The sequence below is a fragment of the Spirosoma harenae genome (assembly GCF_054776975.1).
This window is the reverse complement of the sequence record NZ_BAAHBD010000047.1, coordinates 1-17,136: the sequence shown is the minus strand read 5'-3', so window position 1 is coordinate 17,136 and position 17,136 is coordinate 1. Positions and strand designations below refer to the sequence as shown.

16 protein-coding genes are annotated in these 17,136 nt (G+C 44.9%); all 16 read left to right on the top strand.

Annotated features, from left to right (window positions below):
- The first annotated feature begins 50 nt into the window (after positions 1–50).
- A complete protein-coding gene (ilvD, locus tag ACYVE4_RS31115; RefSeq protein WP_461044327.1) occupies positions 51–1,751 on the top strand; it encodes a dihydroxy-acid dehydratase in 1,701 nt (566 codons plus the stop codon).
- 56 nt (positions 1,752–1,807) lie between these two features.
- Positions 1,808–3,553 (top strand): biosynthetic-type acetolactate synthase large subunit, encoded by a 1,746-nt coding sequence (ilvB, locus tag ACYVE4_RS31110; RefSeq protein ID WP_461044326.1) that lies wholly within the window; start codon positions 1,808–1,810, stop codon positions 3,551–3,553.
- Positions 3,554–3,556: 3 nt separating this feature from the next.
- A complete protein-coding gene (ilvN, locus tag ACYVE4_RS31105; RefSeq protein WP_461044325.1) occupies positions 3,557–4,090 on the top strand; it encodes an acetolactate synthase small subunit in 534 nt (177 codons plus the stop codon).
- Between the two features lie 65 nt (positions 4,091–4,155).
- On the top strand, positions 4,156–5,199 hold the full coding sequence (gene ilvC, locus ACYVE4_RS31100) for a ketol-acid reductoisomerase (RefSeq protein WP_461044324.1): 1,044 nt from the start codon (positions 4,156–4,158) through the stop codon (positions 5,197–5,199).
- A gap of 102 nt (positions 5,200–5,301) precedes the next feature.
- Complete coding sequence (gene ilvA, locus ACYVE4_RS31095) at positions 5,302–6,561, top strand: threonine ammonia-lyase (protein ID WP_461044323.1); 1,260 nt, start codon at positions 5,302–5,304, stop codon at positions 6,559–6,561.
- A 79-nt stretch (positions 6,562–6,640) separates the two neighbouring features.
- Positions 6,641–6,871, top strand: coding sequence for a DUF433 domain-containing protein (locus ACYVE4_RS31090; RefSeq protein ID WP_461044322.1), 231 nt, complete (start codon positions 6,641–6,643; stop codon positions 6,869–6,871).
- Positions 6,855–7,178: a DUF5615 family PIN-like protein gene (locus ACYVE4_RS31085; RefSeq protein ID WP_461044321.1), complete on the top strand. Its 324-nt coding sequence runs from the start codon at positions 6,855–6,857 to the stop codon at positions 7,176–7,178. The genes ACYVE4_RS31090 and ACYVE4_RS31085 overlap by 17 nt, the downstream gene beginning before the upstream one ends.
- 48 nt (positions 7,179–7,226) lie before the next feature.
- The gene (locus ACYVE4_RS31080; protein ID WP_461044320.1) at positions 7,227–8,087 is read left to right on the top strand and encodes a helix-turn-helix transcriptional regulator; all 861 of its coding nucleotides are present in this window, start codon (positions 7,227–7,229) and stop codon (positions 8,085–8,087) included.
- 93 nt (positions 8,088–8,180) lie between these two features.
- A complete protein-coding gene (locus tag ACYVE4_RS31075; RefSeq protein ID WP_461044319.1) occupies positions 8,181–9,212 on the top strand; it encodes an OmpA family protein in 1,032 nt (343 codons plus the stop codon).
- A gap of 170 nt (positions 9,213–9,382) precedes the next feature.
- The gene (gene leuC, locus ACYVE4_RS31070) at positions 9,383–10,786 is read left to right on the top strand and encodes a 3-isopropylmalate dehydratase large subunit (RefSeq protein ID WP_461044318.1); all 1,404 of its coding nucleotides are present in this window, start codon (positions 9,383–9,385) and stop codon (positions 10,784–10,786) included.
- A gap of 107 nt (positions 10,787–10,893) precedes the next feature.
- Complete coding sequence (gene leuD / locus ACYVE4_RS31065) at positions 10,894–11,490, top strand: 3-isopropylmalate dehydratase small subunit (RefSeq protein WP_461044317.1); 597 nt, start codon at positions 10,894–10,896, stop codon at positions 11,488–11,490.
- Between the two features lie 92 nt (positions 11,491–11,582).
- The gene (locus tag ACYVE4_RS31060; RefSeq protein WP_461044316.1) at positions 11,583–13,103 is read left to right on the top strand and encodes an alpha-isopropylmalate synthase regulatory domain-containing protein; all 1,521 of its coding nucleotides are present in this window, start codon (positions 11,583–11,585) and stop codon (positions 13,101–13,103) included.
- A gap of 111 nt (positions 13,104–13,214) precedes the next feature.
- The gene (locus ACYVE4_RS31055) at positions 13,215–13,907 is read left to right on the top strand and encodes a class I SAM-dependent methyltransferase (RefSeq protein WP_461044315.1); all 693 of its coding nucleotides are present in this window, start codon (positions 13,215–13,217) and stop codon (positions 13,905–13,907) included.
- A gap of 64 nt (positions 13,908–13,971) precedes the next feature.
- The gene (leuB, locus tag ACYVE4_RS31050) at positions 13,972–15,048 is read left to right on the top strand and encodes a 3-isopropylmalate dehydrogenase (protein WP_461044314.1); all 1,077 of its coding nucleotides are present in this window, start codon (positions 13,972–13,974) and stop codon (positions 15,046–15,048) included.
- Between the two features lie 259 nt (positions 15,049–15,307).
- Positions 15,308–16,447 (top strand): 2-isopropylmalate synthase, encoded by a 1,140-nt coding sequence (locus ACYVE4_RS31045; RefSeq protein ID WP_461044313.1) that lies wholly within the window; start codon positions 15,308–15,310, stop codon positions 16,445–16,447.
- Positions 16,448–16,549: 102 nt separating this feature from the next.
- Positions 16,550–17,011 carry a hypothetical protein gene (locus tag ACYVE4_RS31040; protein WP_461044312.1) on the top strand — a complete coding sequence of 154 codons (462 nt, stop codon included), beginning with the start codon at positions 16,550–16,552 and terminating at the stop codon, positions 17,009–17,011.
- Positions 17,012–17,136: the final 125 nt, after the last annotated feature.

Genomic DNA, 17,136 nt, shown 5'->3' with positions numbered 1-17,136 from the left:
ATTTACAGCGTTATTACACTATCAGCGAAATTTCGCTAATTGTTAAAAATATGATTACCGAACAGCCTACCGCCGAATTAAATCGTTTTAGCCGTGTCTTAACTCAGGACATTAGTAATCCCGCAGCCCAAGCTATGCTCTATGGCGTTGGCCTGACCGAGGAGGACATGAAAAAACCTCAAATCGGGATTGCCAGCACGGGTTACGAAGGAAATACATGCAACATGCACCTCAATGGATTATCGGTGTACGTAAAACAAGGTATTCAAGCGAACGGATTAGTGGGGCTGATCTTCAATACCATTGGCGTATCGGATGGCATGACGAACGGGAATGATGGCATGCGTTATTCGTTACCCAGCCGCGATCTTATTGCAGACTCAATCGAGTCAGTTGTAGCGGCTCAATGGTATGATGGTGTTGTAACAGTTGTTGGCTGCGATAAAAATATGCCTGGCGCGATCATGGCGATGGCTCGGTTAGAGCGTCCGAGTATCATGGTCTACGGCGGTACAATCCGGTCAGGACATTATAAAGGACAGAAATTAGACATCGTTTCGGCGTTCGAAGCGCTGGGCAAAAAATATGCCGGTAACATTTCTGACGAAGATTTTAAAGGCGTCGTTCAGAATGCGATTCCGGGTGCAGGCGCTTGCGGGGGTATGTATACGGCCAATACCATGGCTAGCAGCATCGAAGCAATGGGTTTAAGTCTGCCCTTTAGCAGTACGTATCCAGCCACACACGAAGGCAAGCAGGAAGAGTGCAAGAAAATTGGTGCCGCCATGCGAGTATTGCTGGAGCGGAATATCACTCCTAAAGAAATCATCACGCGAAAATCACTCGAAAACGCACTGACAATTGTCATGGCACTCGGTGGTTCTACCAACGCGGTTTTACATTATCTGGCTATCGCTCGGGCCGCTGGCATTATACTGACCATTGATGAAATACAGGCCATCAGCGACCGAACTCCATTACTTGCCGATTTAAAACCGAGCGGCAAGTATTATATGGAAGATATGCTGGCTATCGGAGGTGTTCCAGCTGTGATGAAATATCTGTATAAAAATGGTTTCATTCACGGCGATTGCATAACCGTAACGGGTAAGACAGTAGCCGAAAATCTGGAAGAAGCCTCCGACCTGAATTTCGATACGCAGAAAATTGTGTTCCCGCTCGACAAGCCAATCAAACCAACCGGGCACATTCAGATTCTGCGCGGTAATCTAGCCCCAACCGGATCGGTTGCGAAAATCACCGGAAAAGAAGGCCTGAAATTTGAGGGAGTTGCCAAGGTTTTTGAACACGAAAGCGGAATTATCGAGGCTTTATCGAAAGGTGAGATTTTGGCCGGGCAGGTAATTGTGATTCGAAATGCAGGTCCGAAAGGTGGCCCTGGCATGAGCGAAATGCTGAAACCAACCTCGGCCATCATGGGCGCAGGATTTGGTGATAAAGTGGCTCTAATTACCGACGGACGATTCTCCGGTGGTACACACGGCTTTGTCGTTGGGCACGTAACACCCGAAGCGTTTGAAGGCGGCCCAATTGCCCTCGTTCAAAACGGCGACCGCATCACCATCGACGCAACGACCCGCGAATTAACCTTACACGTTTCGGACGAAGAGCTGGCCTACCGTAAAAGCGAGTGGAAGCAACCTGCTCCGCCATTCACAAAAGGCGTCTTGGGTAAATACATCCGCAACGTGAAGTCAGCCAGCGAAGGCTGCGTAACGGATGAAGACTAGACATTAATAAGCCGTAAACCAACAAACTGAATACGACCTTAAACCGCACAAGTGTCATGGAAGCAATTGCCAGCGTTATGCCGGAAGCGATCGAAACCAAGCCGGCCCCTACTTACATCAACGGTTCACAAGCCCTTATGATGTCGCTTCTGGCTGAAGGAGTCGACACGATTTTTGGGTATCCTGGCGGAGCTATTATGCCTGTCTATGACGCCCTCTACGATTACCAAGATCAGATTAACCACATTCTTGTTCGACATGAGCAGGGTGCTGGTCATGCTGCTCAAGGCTATGCTCGTATGCAGGGGCGGGCTGGTGTTTGCCTTGTTACATCAGGACCGGGCGCTACGAACCTAGTTACATCCATTGCTGATGCGCTCATTGATTCAACACCGATGGTCTGCATTGTGGGTCAGGTTGCGAAGAAATTGTTAGGTACGGATGCGTTTCAGGAAGCGGATGTAATGGGCGTTACCATGCCAATTACAAAATGGAACTATCAGATTACTAGCGCAGATGAAGTTCCTGAGGTGATTTCGAAAGCGTTTTACATTGCTCAGTCAGGTCGACCTGGTCCGGTTTTGATTGATATTACCAAAAGTGCGCAACTGGAGTTGATGACAACGGCCTTTTCGTATGAAAAATGTCAAACCATAATCAGCTACCGTCCTCGATTAGTACCAAAGCACGAACAGGTAGAAGCGGCTGCTCAATTGATTAATAGTGCGAAAAAACCATACATATTGGTTGGACATGGGGTTCAGATTGCTAAAGCTGAAGAAGAGTTACAGGCATTTGCAGAAAAAACGGGAATCCCAGTTGCCACGACGCTTTTGGGTCAATCAACAATCTCTACAAGCCATCCACTTTATGTAGGCTGGCTAGGGATGCATGGCAATTATGGTCCAAACGTGATGACCGATCATGCCGACGTAATTATTGCTATTGGCATGCGCTTCGATGATCGGGTGACGGGTGATGCCAGTAAATTCATCAAACAGGCTAAAGTTGTCCATATTGAAATTGATCCATCGGAGATTGACAAAATCATCCATGCGGATGCACCCGTCGTTGGCGATGCTAAGGAGGTATTGAAAGCCTTATTGCCACTGGTTCATCCGAACGATCATACGGTGTGGCGAAATGAGTTTCGCAAATACGATGCTGTCGAAAATGAGACGATTACAGAACCCGCACTCAATACGGCAGAAGGTAAAATTCGAATGCCCGAAGTGATCGACATGTTGTCGAAGAAAACGAATGGCGAAGCGGTGCTGGTAACGGATGTAGGCCAACACCAGATGATGGCATCCCGGTATTATCAGTTCAAACGTCCGAATAGCTTGGTTACGTCAGGAGGGATGGGAACAATGGGATTTGCCTTACCAGCTGCTTTTGGGACACAGGTCGGTGCTCCAGATCGCCAGGTTGTTGCGATTATTGGCGATGGCTGTTTCCAGATGACGTTACAGGAACTTGGTACGATTGTTCAGAATAAACAACCGGTTAAAGCAATCATCCTGAATAATAACTTTTTGGGCATGGTGCGTCAGTGGCAGCAGTTATTCCACCAGCGTCGTTACTCGTTTGTAGAATTGCAAAATCCGGACTTCATCACGATTGCCAAAGGATTCGGTATGGCTGGTCACACATGCAACGAACGTGATAATTTGTCAGATTCACTCGATACGATGCTCAACTACGACGGCCCTTACCTGCTCGAAGTCATCGTTGAAAAAGAGGAAAACGTATTCCCAATGGTACCAGCCGGTACAAGCGTATCGCAGATCAGACTGAAGTAGTTTATGACAACATACACCATTTGCATATTCACGGAGAATACGATCGGATTGCTGAATCGCATCACGATTATTTTCACGCGCCGACGTATCAATATTGAGAGCTTGACCGTATCGGAAACCGAGCGAAAAGGCGTATCCCGCTTTACGATTGTAATCAAACACGAATCGCGCGAAGAAGTGGAGAAACTCGTACGACAGATTCGTAAAATCGTAGAAGTACTGGCTGTTTTCGGCTATCTCAACGACGAGATCGTGTACAACGAAATTGCCCTGTTTAAGATGTCGACGGCATTGGGAAGTAAACCACTGGACGTTGAAACTATCAATCACCAATATAAAGCCTGGGTCGTTTACTGGGGACTGGACTATGTAGTGATTGAGAAAACAGGCAATGATACCGAGATTTTCGAATTTTTCAATTACATCAAGCAGTACGAGATTCTGGAGTTTGTTCGCTCCGGTCGCGTAGCCGTCGGCAAAACCAAGAAAGGTCTAGTCGAATACCTGCCTGAGGCTGAGTGGGCTCATTACATGTAGTCTGCTTATTATTTGCGTAACCAATTAGTAACCCCACATACAAGAGTACAAAAACCAATTAAACAATGGCAACGATTAATTTCGGAGGAGTAGAAGAGCAAGTTGTGACCCGGGAAGAATTCCCACTCGAAAAAGCCCGTGAGGTGCTAGCCAACGAAACCATCGCCGTGATTGGCTATGGCGTACAAGGCCCCGGTCAGTCGCTGAACATGCGCGACAATGGTTTCAATGTAATCGTCGGACAACGGAAAGGGAAAACTTACGACAAAGCTGTCGCTGATGGCTGGGTTCCAGGCGAAACGTTGTTTGAAATCGAAGAAGCGCTGGAAAAAGGCACGATTATCTGCTTCCTGCTTTCTGATGCCGCCCAGATTGAACTCTGGCCAACTGTAAAAGCCGCCTTGAAACCTGGTAAATCGCTGTATTTCTCGCACGGCTTCGGCGTTACCTATAAAGAAAAAACGGGTATCGTTCCCCCGGCTGATGTTGATGTATTCCTGGTTGCCCCTAAAGGATCGGGTACGTCGCTGCGTCGTCTGTTCGTTGAAGGTAAAGGCTTGAATTCGTCATTTGCTGTTTACCAGGATGCATCGGGTAATGCTCGTACCAAAGCGATTGCTATGGGTATCGGCGTTGGTTCAGGGTATCTGTTCGAAACCGATTTCTATAAAGAAGTAACCTCTGATTTGACCGGCGAGCGTGGTACGCTGATGGGTGCTATTCAGGGTATTTTTGCTGCTCAGTACGAAGTATTACGTGCTAACGGACACAGCCCATCAGAGGCATTCAACGAAACCGTTGAAGAGCTAACCCAATCGCTGATGCCGCTGGTAGCCGAAAACGGAATGGACTGGATGTACGCTAACTGTTCGACCACCGCTCAGCGGGGCGCTCTGGATTGGTGGAAGCCTTTCCGCGACGCAACCAAGCCTGTTTTCGAGAAACTCTATAACTCGGTAAAAGATCAGGAGCAAGCTGAGATCAGCATCACGCGGAATTCGCAGCCAGATTACCGCGAAAAACTGGAAGTTGAATTAGCCGAACTTCGCGAATCAGAAATGTGGCAAGCGGGTGCGGCCGTACGTAGCCTGCGTCCAGAACGTAGCTAATTAGCATAGTTTTTACAAAGGTCATTCGCTACACGGTCACACAAACTTGTTATGTGATGGTGTAGCGAATACCTGTTTATGATGGAGCCTAATAATCACTTCATGACAACGAACGACGTTCAAATTCCCAGTCTCGATAATATCTATCTGGCAGCCAAACGGCTTCAGGGAGTAGCCACGCATACGCCCTTACAGGAAAATCTAAATCTGTCGGATCGTTACGGAGCCAATATTTTCCTGAAACGCGAAGATTTGCAGGTTGTCCGATCCTACAAAATTCGGGGAGCGTATAACAAAATGGCTAGCCTTTCTTCCGAAGCGTTAGCCAAAGGCGTCGTATGTGCCAGTGCGGGCAATCACGCACAAGGCCTTGCTTATGCGTGTCGCAAAATGGGTGTGAGCGGTACTATTTTTATGCCGACCACGACACCCAATCAGAAAGTAAAACAGGTAAAGCTGTTCGGTAAAGAGTATGTTGATGTTGTCTTGATCGGCGATACGTACGACGATGCGTATTACGCGGCTATGGAGTTTGTTCAAACGCACGACTGCACGTTTGTTCACCCCTTCGATGATTTGCAGGTAATGGAGGGACAAGGCACCGTCGGACTGGAAATTTTCAGGGATTCCAACGTTCAGATTGATTACATCCTGATGGCGATTGGCGGTGGTGGATTGGCAGCCGGTGTCTCTACCGTATTCAAACAGCTAAGTCCTCGAACTAAATTAATTGGCGTAGAACCGCTCGGTTCGCCATCCATGAAATTATCCATCGACGAAGGACACGTCATCGCGCTTGACAAAATCGACAAATTCGTAGACGGAGCCGCTGTCAAACGTCCCGGCGATATTACTTATGAAGTTTGCCGCAAAAACTTAGATCGTATTGTACTGATTCCCGAAGGCAAAGTTTGCACCACGATTTTACAACTATACAACGAAGATGCAATTGTAGCCGAACCAGCCGGTGCTTTAACGATTTCCGCACTCGATTTCCTTAGTGAAGAAATTCGTGGTAAAAACGTTGTTTGCCTAGTTAGCGGAGGAAATAACGATATAACCCGTACAGAAGAAATCAAAGAACGGTCATTATTATACGAAGGTCTTAAACATTATTTCATCATCCGGTTTCCACAACGTGCAGGCGCCTTCCGCGATTTTCTAAATGTATTAGGTCCCAATGATGATATCAGCCGATTTGAATACGTCAAGAAAACCAATCGCGAAACAGGCCCTGCCGTAGTAGGTATCGAGCTAAAAAATCGAGAAGACTTCGAACCGCTCATTCAGCGCATGCAAGACCAAAACATCGTCTTCGAATACCTAAACGACCAGCCCGATTTGTTCCAGTTTTTGGTGTAGCTTTACTGTGGTATAGCTATTCTATTCAATCACTGAAGGGATAAATTTTTTATATTTTCGGTAATAAACGACGACCGTTATGCAGTATGGCCAAGTAAGTATTGACCCTGAAGTAATGAGTGGTACTCCTGTATTTGCCGGTACACGAGTACCCGTTCAAAGTTTGTTTGATTACATTGAAGGAGGAGAAGATTTAAATGAATTTCTTGATGATTTTCCATCGGTTTCCAAAGAAGCGGCAGTGGCAGTTTTGGAAATGGCTAAACGTACATTGACTACAGAAAAAGTCCTGCATGAGAATTTTGCTTGATGAAAGTTTGCCTAGAAAACTTAAAGGTGATTTTGGTGATGAGCATGAGGTACTAACTGTACGCGATATGGGTTGGTTAGGCCAGAAAAACGGAGCCTTATTAAAGCTCATGATTGACAACGGTTTCGAAATCTTTGTTACAGTCGACCGCAATCTTCCTTATCAACAAAACGTAACGCGATTACCCTTGACCATTTTCGTTCTTTGTGCCTTCAACAGCCGAAGAGAAACACTTGCCGGGCTTATTCCTAAACTTTTTGAAAGGCTTGCACAAGGTGACTTGCAAAACGTCATAGAGATTTCCTGAATTTATAGTAGGCTCCTTAACTGGTTTCAGATAGCTTACTAACTAATCATGCTCCGCGTCCCCTCATCTATAGAGCCTAATCAATTTCAGTCGCTGAATATTCAGCGATCTGATGGTTCAGACATGACGTTTGTGGCCTACCGTAGCGATGTATATCCTGAGCGGAACGAGGTTTTTTTTGAAGAACATGCGGTCATTGTGGTACTGGAAGGCGAGAAGAAATTCAGTTCACCAACGCAGGAATTACATGTTCGCAAAGGGGACATTTTGTTCTTTCAGCGTGGATGTTACTCGATGAATGAATCCATTGATAATAGCTACCGAAGTCTTGTATTTTTTGTCAATGAAAAGTTATTAAAAGAATTTGTCGGTCAGCATATTGCGCTATTCCAAATCTCATCTCATATACTCCCGAACGACCTTATTTTATCGTTCACTTCATCGCCTACGTTTACAACGTTTATCGATTCGCTCCTCCCCTATTTTGGCGCAAAAACTCCTTTTTTGAACGAGCTGCTCCGGCTCAAATTTCAGGAACTCTTATTGCATCTTCTCGAACTCGACACGACAAAGCGATTACGTTCCATTCTGTGGCATATTTATCAGGGACAGAAAACCGACCTCGACTACCTGATGAATACCTATCTGCTCAAACCCCTGTCGATGAATGAATTGTCTAGACTATCAGGACGTAGTTTATCCGCTTTCAAACGCGATTTCGAGGAACATTTTCACATATCACCTGGACATTGGATTCGCCGGAAACGACTTGAACACGCTCATTTTCTACTACGGAATACTGACAAAAACGTGTCGGAAGTAAGCCGGGAAATTGGGTATGAAAGTGTATCGCATTTTATTAAAGCGTACAAAAGTCAATATGGCTCTACACCTAAACATGCCGCTTAATCAGACGAACCAAGTAGTAAGTCGCAATTGACTATTTTTGGCCTATTATTCGATTAAGTTAGCCAGGTATTCCTTCCAAATCCAACTACCAATATGATGAAAAAATACTTTTTCCTCAGTTTATTTCTATGTGCCTATACCATCGTTTTTTGCCAAAACGGCCCAGAAAACAAGTTATCCGATTTTAAAAATTATGGGTTTGCAAGTGGTGAAAAAATTCTTTTTGAAGAGAATTACGTTTTATTCAACAACAATGAATTTGCCTCTTTCTGGAATCTAGAAGGCGGAAAAGTTGAACTCAAAAAAGAAGGAGCAGAGGGCTATATATCGATCAAGGAATATTATACAAAGCTCAGCCCAAAACTAAAACCCGGCACAGTATTACCTCAAGAGTTTACAATTGAATACGACACCTGGCTTGCCGATGGCTATGATGGCAATCCAGGCATAGAAGTCAATCTGCTAAATGGAGACAAGTTCGTTGTTATAACACCCAACAAGCACGAAATGAGTGTTAACTATCCGGAAGATGGCCATGCATCGGAGCACAATCCTGATGAGTATGCAGGGGAAAGCAAATTTTATAACCGATGGGTACACATTGCTATGGCGTATTCAAAAAAGCATCTAACTGTCTATCTGGATCAATATAAAATGATTGATATTCCCGATTGCAGATTGATTCCTACGAAAATCCTGATTACTGGAAATACCAGCAACGACATGAAGATTTTACTTAAAAATTTTCGTCTGGCAACGGGAATTCCAGCTAAAGCAATTGAACTCAAAGACGGTAAGTTTATTACGCACTCGATTCGCTTTGATGTCAATAAAGCGATCATCAAGGCCGAAAGTATGCCTGTATTGACGAAGTTAGTCGCGTATATGCAACAGAACCCAGCCAATTTTCAAATTGGAGGTCACACGGATAGTGATGGCGACGACGCATCTAATATGAAATTGTCGCAGGCAAGAGCGGATGCAGTGAAAGCGCAACTTATTACAATGGGCATCAAACCGGAACGTTTACAAGCGCAGGGATTTGGCGAGACGAAGCCACTAAATCCCAATACGACACCTGAGCAAAAAGCAAATAATCGGCGTGTTGAATTTACAGCGCTATAAGTGTATTATGCAGTTTTGCAGTCTAACGAATAGCTTGAGCTAAAATCGCTATTTAGTGGACGAATGACGAGATAGTGTATTCAAGAAGATTAATCAATTTTGTAACCTCGCTCTTACTTCAAGAGCTACACTACCAGAAACGTACTAGAAATAAATTAGTTGATATCCTTATGAGTACCCCAAAAACCCTGTTCGATAAAGTTTGGGATGCACACGTTGTTCGGCATGTAGAAGATGGTCCGGATGTCCTGTTCATCGATCGGCACTTTATCCACGAAGTGACCAGCCCAGTTGCTTTTCTGGGTCTGGAAGGTCGGGGCGCACCGGTATTATTTTCCGGCCGCACCTTCGCTACAGCCGACCACAATACACCAACACTAAACCAGCATTTACCTGTTGCTGATCCATTGTCGGCCAATCAGTTAGCTGCCTTAGAGCGGAATGCGACTAAGTATGGTATTTCGCACTGGGGCTTGGGCCACATTAAAAATGGCATTGTACACGTAGTAGGTCCAGAGAACGGTATTACCCTACCCGGTATGACGATCGTTTGTGGTGATTCGCACACCTCGACGCACGGCGCGTTTGGTGCGATTGCGTTCGGTATTGGTACATCGGAAGTGGAAATGGTTTTGGCGACGCAGTGTATTATGCAGCCGAAGCCAAAGAAAATGCGTATCAGCGTTAATGGGACACTAGGTAAAGGTGTATTGCCGAAAGACGTAATTCTGTATATCATTTCGCAGATTTCGGCTAGTGGCGCTACGGGGTATTTTGTGGAATACGCGGGCGACGTTTTCGAGAATATGAGCATGGAAGGCCGCATGACGGTCTGCAACATGAGCATCGAAATGGGTGCGCGTGGTGGTATGATAGCTCCCGACCAAACAGCTCTCAATTATCTAAAAGGACGCGAATTAGCTCCCAAAGGCGAGCAGTGGGATAAATTGGTTCCTTACTGGGAATCGCTTAAAACCGATGAAGGCGCTACGTTCGATGTTGATTTGACCTTCGAGGCCGCCAATATTGAACCACAGATTACATACGGCACCAATCCTGGCTTGGGAACAGGTGTATCTCAACATATTCCATTAGCTGAAGCAGTAAAAGATGGCGCTGCGAGCTACAAGAAGTCGTTGCAATACATGGGCTTTGCTGAAAATGAATCCATGATTGGCAAACCGGTTGATTTTGTATTCCTCGGCAGTTGCACCAATGGACGTATTGAAGATTTCCGGGCGTTTGCCTCTATCGTAAAAGGTCGTCAAAAAGCGGATAATGTAACGGCCTGGCTCGTACCGGGTTCACACATTGTTGAGAAACAGATTCAGGACGAAGGTATTTTGGATATTCTTACCGAAGCCGGTTTTCAACTCCGTCAGCCCGGTTGCTCAGCTTGCCTGGCCATGAACGAAGACAAAATTCCAGCAGGCAAATACGCTGTTTCGACTTCAAACCGCAACTTCGAAGGTCGTCAAGGCCCCGGCGCTCGTACTTTACTGGCCAGTCCATTAGTCGCTGCCGCAGCTGCCGTAACGGGCGTAGTTACTGATCCAAGAGAATTTTTAAATTGATGAGAGATAAACGATGAGTGATGAGCGGTCCGCCGTTTCGGTTTGCTGACGCCTAGGCTTGTTCAGTAACACTCATCGTTTATCGCTCATCGTTCATCACTAAAAACATGGCTTACGATAAATTCACTATACTTCGCAGTACCGCCGTTCCGATGCCAATCGAGAACGTCGATACTGACCAGATTATCCCTGCCCGTTTCCTGAAAGCCACTGAACGCAAAGGATTTGGCGACAATCTTTTCCGTGACTGGCGCTACAACAGCGACGATACCCCAAAAGCGGATTTCGTCCTCAACAATCCTACCTATTCGGGTAAGATTTTGGTTGGCGGTAAAAACTTCGGTAGTGGGTCAAGCCGTGAGCACGCTGCCTGGGCTATCTATGATTATGGCTTCCGTTGTGTTGTATCTAGCTTTTTCGCAGATATTTTCAAGAACAACTGCTTAAACATTGGCATTCTACCCGTTACAGTTAGCACAGAGTTTGCGGATAAAATCTTCGCAGCTATCGACGCTGATCCTACTACTGAACTAGAAGTTAATTTGCCAGAACAAACTATTACGTTGTTATCTACTGGCGAGAGCGAAAGCTTTGCGATCAACGGCTACAAAAAGCATAATCTCGTCAATGGTTACGACGATATCGATTATCTGCTTTCGATGAAAACCGAAATCGAAGCCTTCGCCGAAACAAGACCATTTTAACGTGATGGTAGAATGATTGAGTGATTGAATGATAGAATAGCTAACGCAAAACCATTCAATCATTCAGCCATTCTATCATTCAATCATTGCTAATGGAACCTCGTTATATTGAAGTAATGGATACGACACTCCGCGATGGTGAACAGACCAGCGGGGTGTCGTTTTCAGCGTCTGAAAAGCTGGCTTTAGCTCAGTTACTACTCACGGAGGTCAAGGTAGATCGCGTTGAAGTAGCGTCGGCACGCGTGTCGGCGGGTGAGTTGGAAGCGGTTAAACAAATTACGGATTGGGCGGCCAGCGTTAATTTACTCGATAAAATCGAAGTGCTGACCTTTGTCGATGGTGACGCTTCCCTTGAGTGGATGCAGGCATCTGGCGCCAAGGTTATGAATTTGCTGACCAAGGGGTCAATGAACCACCTGACTCATCAGCTGAAAAAGAAGCCAGCAGAGCATTTTGCGGATATTCAGACACTTCTTTCTAAAGCTCAAGGATCTGGTTTACAGGTAAATGTGTACCTGGAAGACTGGAGCAATGGCATGCGAAACTCGCCTGATTACGTGCTTCAGTTTCTGGATTTTCTTCAAACTCAACCGATACGTCGCGTCTTATTACCGGATACATTGGGTGTGTTGACACCCAGTGAAACATATTCGTTTATTAGCCAACTGATTAATCGCTATCCCGATCTCCACTTTGATTTTCATGCGCACAATGACTATGATCTTAGCATTGCAAACGTTATGGAAGCCATTCGAGCTGGATCGCATGGTATTCACTTGACCGTGAATGGATTAGGTGAACGGGCCGGAAATGCACCGATGGCTAGTGCGATTGCCGTACTGCGCGATTTTATGCCAGAAGTAAAATTGGGTGTGATTGAAAAATCGCTATACCAGGTTAGCAAAATTGTCGAGACGTTTTCTGGTCTTCGGATTCCTGATAATAAACCAGTTGTTGGTGATAATGTATTTACGCAAACGGCGGGTATTCATGCCGATGGCGATAAAAAGAATAACCTGTATTTCAACCCATTATTACCCGAACGCTTTGGACGGCAACGTAGCTACGCGCTGGGTAAGATGTCGGGGAAGGCGAATATTGAAAACAACCTTCGGGAATTAGGTATACAGCTATCGGAAAATGATCTCAAGAAAGTCACGCAACGGGTTATTGAACTGGGTGATCAGAAAGAAGTCGTAACGCGCGAAGACCTTCCTTACGTAATTGCCGATGTATTGAATACCAGTGCTATAGCTTCGCGTGTGGAAGTTTTGAACTATGTTCTGACGCATTCGAAAGACCTCAAACCATCAGCTACACTACGTGTCCGTATTGACGAAGAGCAGTTTGAAGAAAATGCTCAGGGCGATGGTCAGTACGATGCGTTTATGAATGCGCTGAAGAAGATTTACGGAAAAAAGAATCTGGTTTTACCCGAATTAACGGATTACGCGGTTCGTATTCCGACAGGTGGCAAAACGGACGCTCTATGCGAAACGATTATCACTTGGAAAGATGAAAAACGCGAATTTAAAACTCGAGGGCTAGATTCTGACCAGACTGTATCAGCGATTAAAGCAACGCAAAAAATGCTAAACACGTTGGATTAACTCTAGCTATCGACCAATAGGCCCTACCCATTTGGGCATTTATATGGATTCGTATAAATTCGTGCTTAGTTGGTCTTCCTATAAAACGCTAGAACGTTCAATTACTCCCTTATGAGTCAGGCAAAACAAACGGCCGAAAAAGTAGAATACAATGGTTCAGACAATCTGGCCATGATGAGCCACGCCGTTAATTATAATAGTGGTCTATATAATTGGGTGGCACGCGATATTCGCCCAGGAGAAGCCGTATTGGATTTTGGCGCTGGAAATGGAGAATATGCCAATCGTTTTCCACTAGGAAGTGTCGACGCGGCCGAAATTGACCCCGATCTATTGCCATTAATTAAACAGCCTATTTATACAGATATTAGCCAGCTCACCAAAAAATACGATCTGATTTATACGATCAACGTATTAGAGCATATTGAGCACCACGGCGAAATCGTCAAAGAGTTGTTCTCGAAACTCAAACCAGGCGGACGCATTAAAGTGTTTGTTCCAGCTCGTCAGGAGATTTTCAGTAATATGGACGAGCACGTTGGCCATTATCGTCGCTATGATAAGAAGCTGGTTCGTCAGATTCTGGAAGATGCCGGTTTTCGCGTTACGGATTGCCGTTATTACGATTTCGCAGGCTATTTCATCTCATTACTCTATAAATGGCTTGGCAAAGACGGTCGAATTACCAAAGAGTCCGTCATTTTTTATGATCGGGTTGTTTTCCCAGTCAGCCGCGTATTCGACAAATTAACAACAGGTCAGATTATCGGCAAAAATGTCATTGCTGAAGCCGTGCGTCCATAACAACGAATGAAAGAGCCATATATCGATCTTTCATTCATTCTTTTTTCCTTTCACTGTTTAATTAATGAAAAAACACATCCTTGTTGTCCCCGGCGATGGTATTGGGGCTGAAGTAACCGCTGTTGGTAAGCAAGTTCTGGAAGTAATCGCTCAAAAGTTCGGGCATGAATTCACGTATGATGAAGCGCTAATTGGTCACGTAGCTATTGAGGCTACCGGTTCACCGCTACCCGACGAAACCTTAACCAAAATGAAAGCCGCTGATGCCGTTCTGTTTGGAGCGGTCGGCCATCCTAAATACGATAATGACCCATCAGCCAAAGTTCGGCCCGAACAAGGATTGCTGAAAATGCGCAAAGAGTTGGGCTTATATGCAAATCTACGCCCAATCAAACTTTTCGATGAACTGCTGGACGCATCTAGTATAAAACCCGAAATTCTGCGTGGTGCTGACATTCTATTCTTCCGAGAATTAACGGGCGACGTATATTTTGGTAAGCGGGAACGGCTCGACGAAGGCAATACGGCTTACGATACCATGATTTATAGCAAGTACGAAGTTGAGCGTATTGTTCGGAAAGCGTTTGAAGCCGCTCGTACGCGAGGAAAGAAACTTTGTTCAGTTGATAAGGCGAATGTATTGGAAAGCAGTCGTTTATGGCGGGAAGTTGTTCAGGCAATTGCTCCTGAATATCCTGATATAACAGTTGAACACCAGTTCATTGATGCAGCCGCTATGTTACTGATTAAAGATCCTAAACGATTTGATGTAGTCGTAACTGGGAATTTATTTGGCGATATTTTAACCGATGAAGCTAGCCAGATTGCTGGTTCGATGGGCATGCTTGCTTCAGCATCGGTTGGTGACAGCACAGGCGTTTACGAGCCAATTCACGGTTCTGCACATGATATTACAGGCAAGGGCGTTGCGAATCCATTGGCATCAATATTGTCTGTAGCTTTATTATTAGATATTTCATTCGGTCTTAAAACCGAAGCGCAAACTGTAATTGATGCCGTTGACGCTGTTCTGAAAGCTGGTTTTCGCACCCGAGACATTGCGAATAATACTACAGCTGAAGACAAGATTCTGGGTACTGATGCAATGGGTCAAGAGATTTTGCAACGTCTGACAGCTTAGTTATTCAGCTTATTAGATTCGGCAAAAAAAATGCTTTACTTCTTGCAAACGCTATAAAAAAAGCTATTTTTGTAGCGTATTTACGCAGTCAGCGAAATTTCGCAAAAGATTTATGCCTAAATCCTTACGCTACCAATTACAAAAACTGATCGTTTTTTAAGAACGGAGAAAAGGATAATGCCAATAAAAAGGCCCTTTCTCCAGCAGAAAGGGCCTTTTTCTGTTAACGAACCAAAAGCAATTCAATCTATACCGGACAATGAGCCAACGAGTTTATATTTTCGATACCACTCTGCGTGATGGCGAACAAGTACCAGGCTGCCAATTAACCACTGAAGAAAAAATTGTCGTTGCCAAAGAACTGGAACGACTTGGTGTCGATATTATTGAAGCGGGTTTTCCTATTTCCAGCCCTGGTGATTTCCGCTCTGTAGTCGAAATTTCAAAGGCGGTTACGCAGCCAACTATCTGTGCGCTCAGCCGGGCCGTTAAAGGTGATATAGATGCAGCTGGCGAAGCATTGAAATGGGCTAAAACCGGCCGCATTCATACAGGAATTGGCTCATCAGACATTCATATCCGAAATAAATTTAATAGTACACGGGAAAAGATTCTTGAGCAGGCAGTTGGCGCTGTAAAGCATGCTAAAACGTATGTTGAAGATGTTGAATTTTACGCTGAAGACGCCGGACGCGCTGATCTAGCGTTTCTCGCTCAACTGACCGAAGCCGTTATAAATGCAGGCGCTACAGTCGTTAATATTCCTGATACAACGGGCTACTGTTTGCCTGATGAGTACGGAAAAAAGATCGCTTATATTTATGAACACGTATCTAATGTTCATAAAGCAACCATCTCGATTCACTGCCACAACGATTTAGGACTAGCAACGGCAAATACGTTAGCTGGTGTTATAAACGGAGCCAGACAGGTCGAAGTAACGATAAATGGCATTGGTGAGCGGGCAGGAAATACTTCACTTGAAGAAGTAGTGATGGCGATAAAAGTTAAAAAAGAATTAGGTCTGCACACGAATATTGACGCAACACGTCTGTTTCCAGTGAGCAACCTGGTTTCGCAAATGATGCGAATGCCAGTACAAGCTAATAAAGCGATTGTCGGACGTAATGCCTTTGCTCACTCTTCTGGTATTCACCAAGACGGTTTTCTAAAGCATTCGGAAAACTATGAAATCATGAATCCGCATGATGTTGGTGTCCCTAAATCATCGATTGTCCTAACCGCACGTAGCGGTCGTCATGCATTAAAACACCGTCTGGAACTGTTAGGCTTTCGCTACGATAAGCCAACTTTAGACGGCATTTACAGCCGATTCCTGGATATGGCCGACATTCGTAAGGAAGTAAACGATAAAGATTTAATGGAATTAGTCCGTTAATAGAGCGCCCGTCATAGACGGGCTTTTTTATTGCAAGCGAACAAAAGCATTTACAAGGCCGTTTCGCCAACAAGAAATATCAATCTATAAAATAGATAAGCTATGGCTCGCCCAACTCTTGAATTAATCAATGCCCTTCGCAAAACGGCACAGAATTTACAGCAAGGCGCTCCGTATCAGTGGGGCCATATGGGTGGTTGTAATTGTGGTAATCTGGCCCAAGAGCTAACCAAACTTAACAAAGATCAAATCCACCAATATGCGATGCAACGTCACGGCGACTGGAATGAACAAGCAGAAGATTATTGTTCGACAAGCCAAATGCCGATTGATCTGTTAATTAACGAGATGCTCAACGCTGGATTAATGCTGGAAGATTTAAAATATCTTGAGCGGTTAGGCGATCGAGCAGTATTGACTCGCTTATCGATAGAAAAACGGTTCTTAAAGCATAATGTGCGCGAGGATGTAATTACCTATATGAATACGTGGGCTGACTTGCTAGAAGAGCAATTACTAGACGGAATTAAACTGCCAGCGATCAACGTTTTGGAATATGCTTAGTCCAATATTCGTAACTGGATGATGCGGCTTTTTCGTATTAAAATAAGGGCAAAAAAATAGTCCCTCAGTCGGTTGACTGAGGGACTTTATTTCATCAGGTGGCACCTACCTACTCTCCCACTTGT

Excerpts from the sequence above, each read along its gene's own strand:
- ilvD (WP_461044327.1), top strand. The coding sequence starts at position 51 with ATGATTACCGAACAGCCTACCGCCGAATTAAATCGTTTTAGCCGTGTC.
- ilvB (WP_461044326.1), top strand. The coding sequence starts at position 1,808 with ATGGAAGCAATTGCCAGCGTTATGCCGGAAGCGATCGAAACCAAGCCG.
- ilvN (WP_461044325.1), top strand. The coding sequence starts at position 3,557 with ATGACAACATACACCATTTGCATATTCACGGAGAATACGATCGGATTG.
- ilvC (WP_461044324.1), top strand. The coding sequence starts at position 4,156 with ATGGCAACGATTAATTTCGGAGGAGTAGAAGAGCAAGTTGTGACCCGG.
- ilvA (WP_461044323.1), top strand. The coding sequence starts at position 5,302 with ATGACAACGAACGACGTTCAAATTCCCAGTCTCGATAATATCTATCTG.
- ACYVE4_RS31090 (WP_461044322.1), top strand. The coding sequence starts at position 6,641 with ATGCAGTATGGCCAAGTAAGTATTGACCCTGAAGTAATGAGTGGTACT.
- ACYVE4_RS31085 (WP_461044321.1), top strand. The coding sequence starts at position 6,855 with ATGAGAATTTTGCTTGATGAAAGTTTGCCTAGAAAACTTAAAGGTGAT.
- ACYVE4_RS31080 (WP_461044320.1), top strand. The coding sequence starts at position 7,227 with ATGCTCCGCGTCCCCTCATCTATAGAGCCTAATCAATTTCAGTCGCTG.
- ACYVE4_RS31075 (WP_461044319.1), top strand. The coding sequence starts at position 8,181 with ATGATGAAAAAATACTTTTTCCTCAGTTTATTTCTATGTGCCTATACC.
- leuC (WP_461044318.1), top strand. The coding sequence starts at position 9,383 with ATGAGTACCCCAAAAACCCTGTTCGATAAAGTTTGGGATGCACACGTT.
- leuD (WP_461044317.1), top strand. The coding sequence starts at position 10,894 with ATGGCTTACGATAAATTCACTATACTTCGCAGTACCGCCGTTCCGATG.
- ACYVE4_RS31060 (WP_461044316.1), top strand. The coding sequence starts at position 11,583 with ATGGAACCTCGTTATATTGAAGTAATGGATACGACACTCCGCGATGGT.
- ACYVE4_RS31055 (WP_461044315.1), top strand. The coding sequence starts at position 13,215 with ATGAGTCAGGCAAAACAAACGGCCGAAAAAGTAGAATACAATGGTTCA.
- leuB (WP_461044314.1), top strand. The coding sequence starts at position 13,972 with ATGAAAAAACACATCCTTGTTGTCCCCGGCGATGGTATTGGGGCTGAA.
- ACYVE4_RS31045 (WP_461044313.1), top strand. The coding sequence starts at position 15,308 with ATGAGCCAACGAGTTTATATTTTCGATACCACTCTGCGTGATGGCGAA.
- ACYVE4_RS31040 (WP_461044312.1), top strand. The coding sequence starts at position 16,550 with ATGGCTCGCCCAACTCTTGAATTAATCAATGCCCTTCGCAAAACGGCA.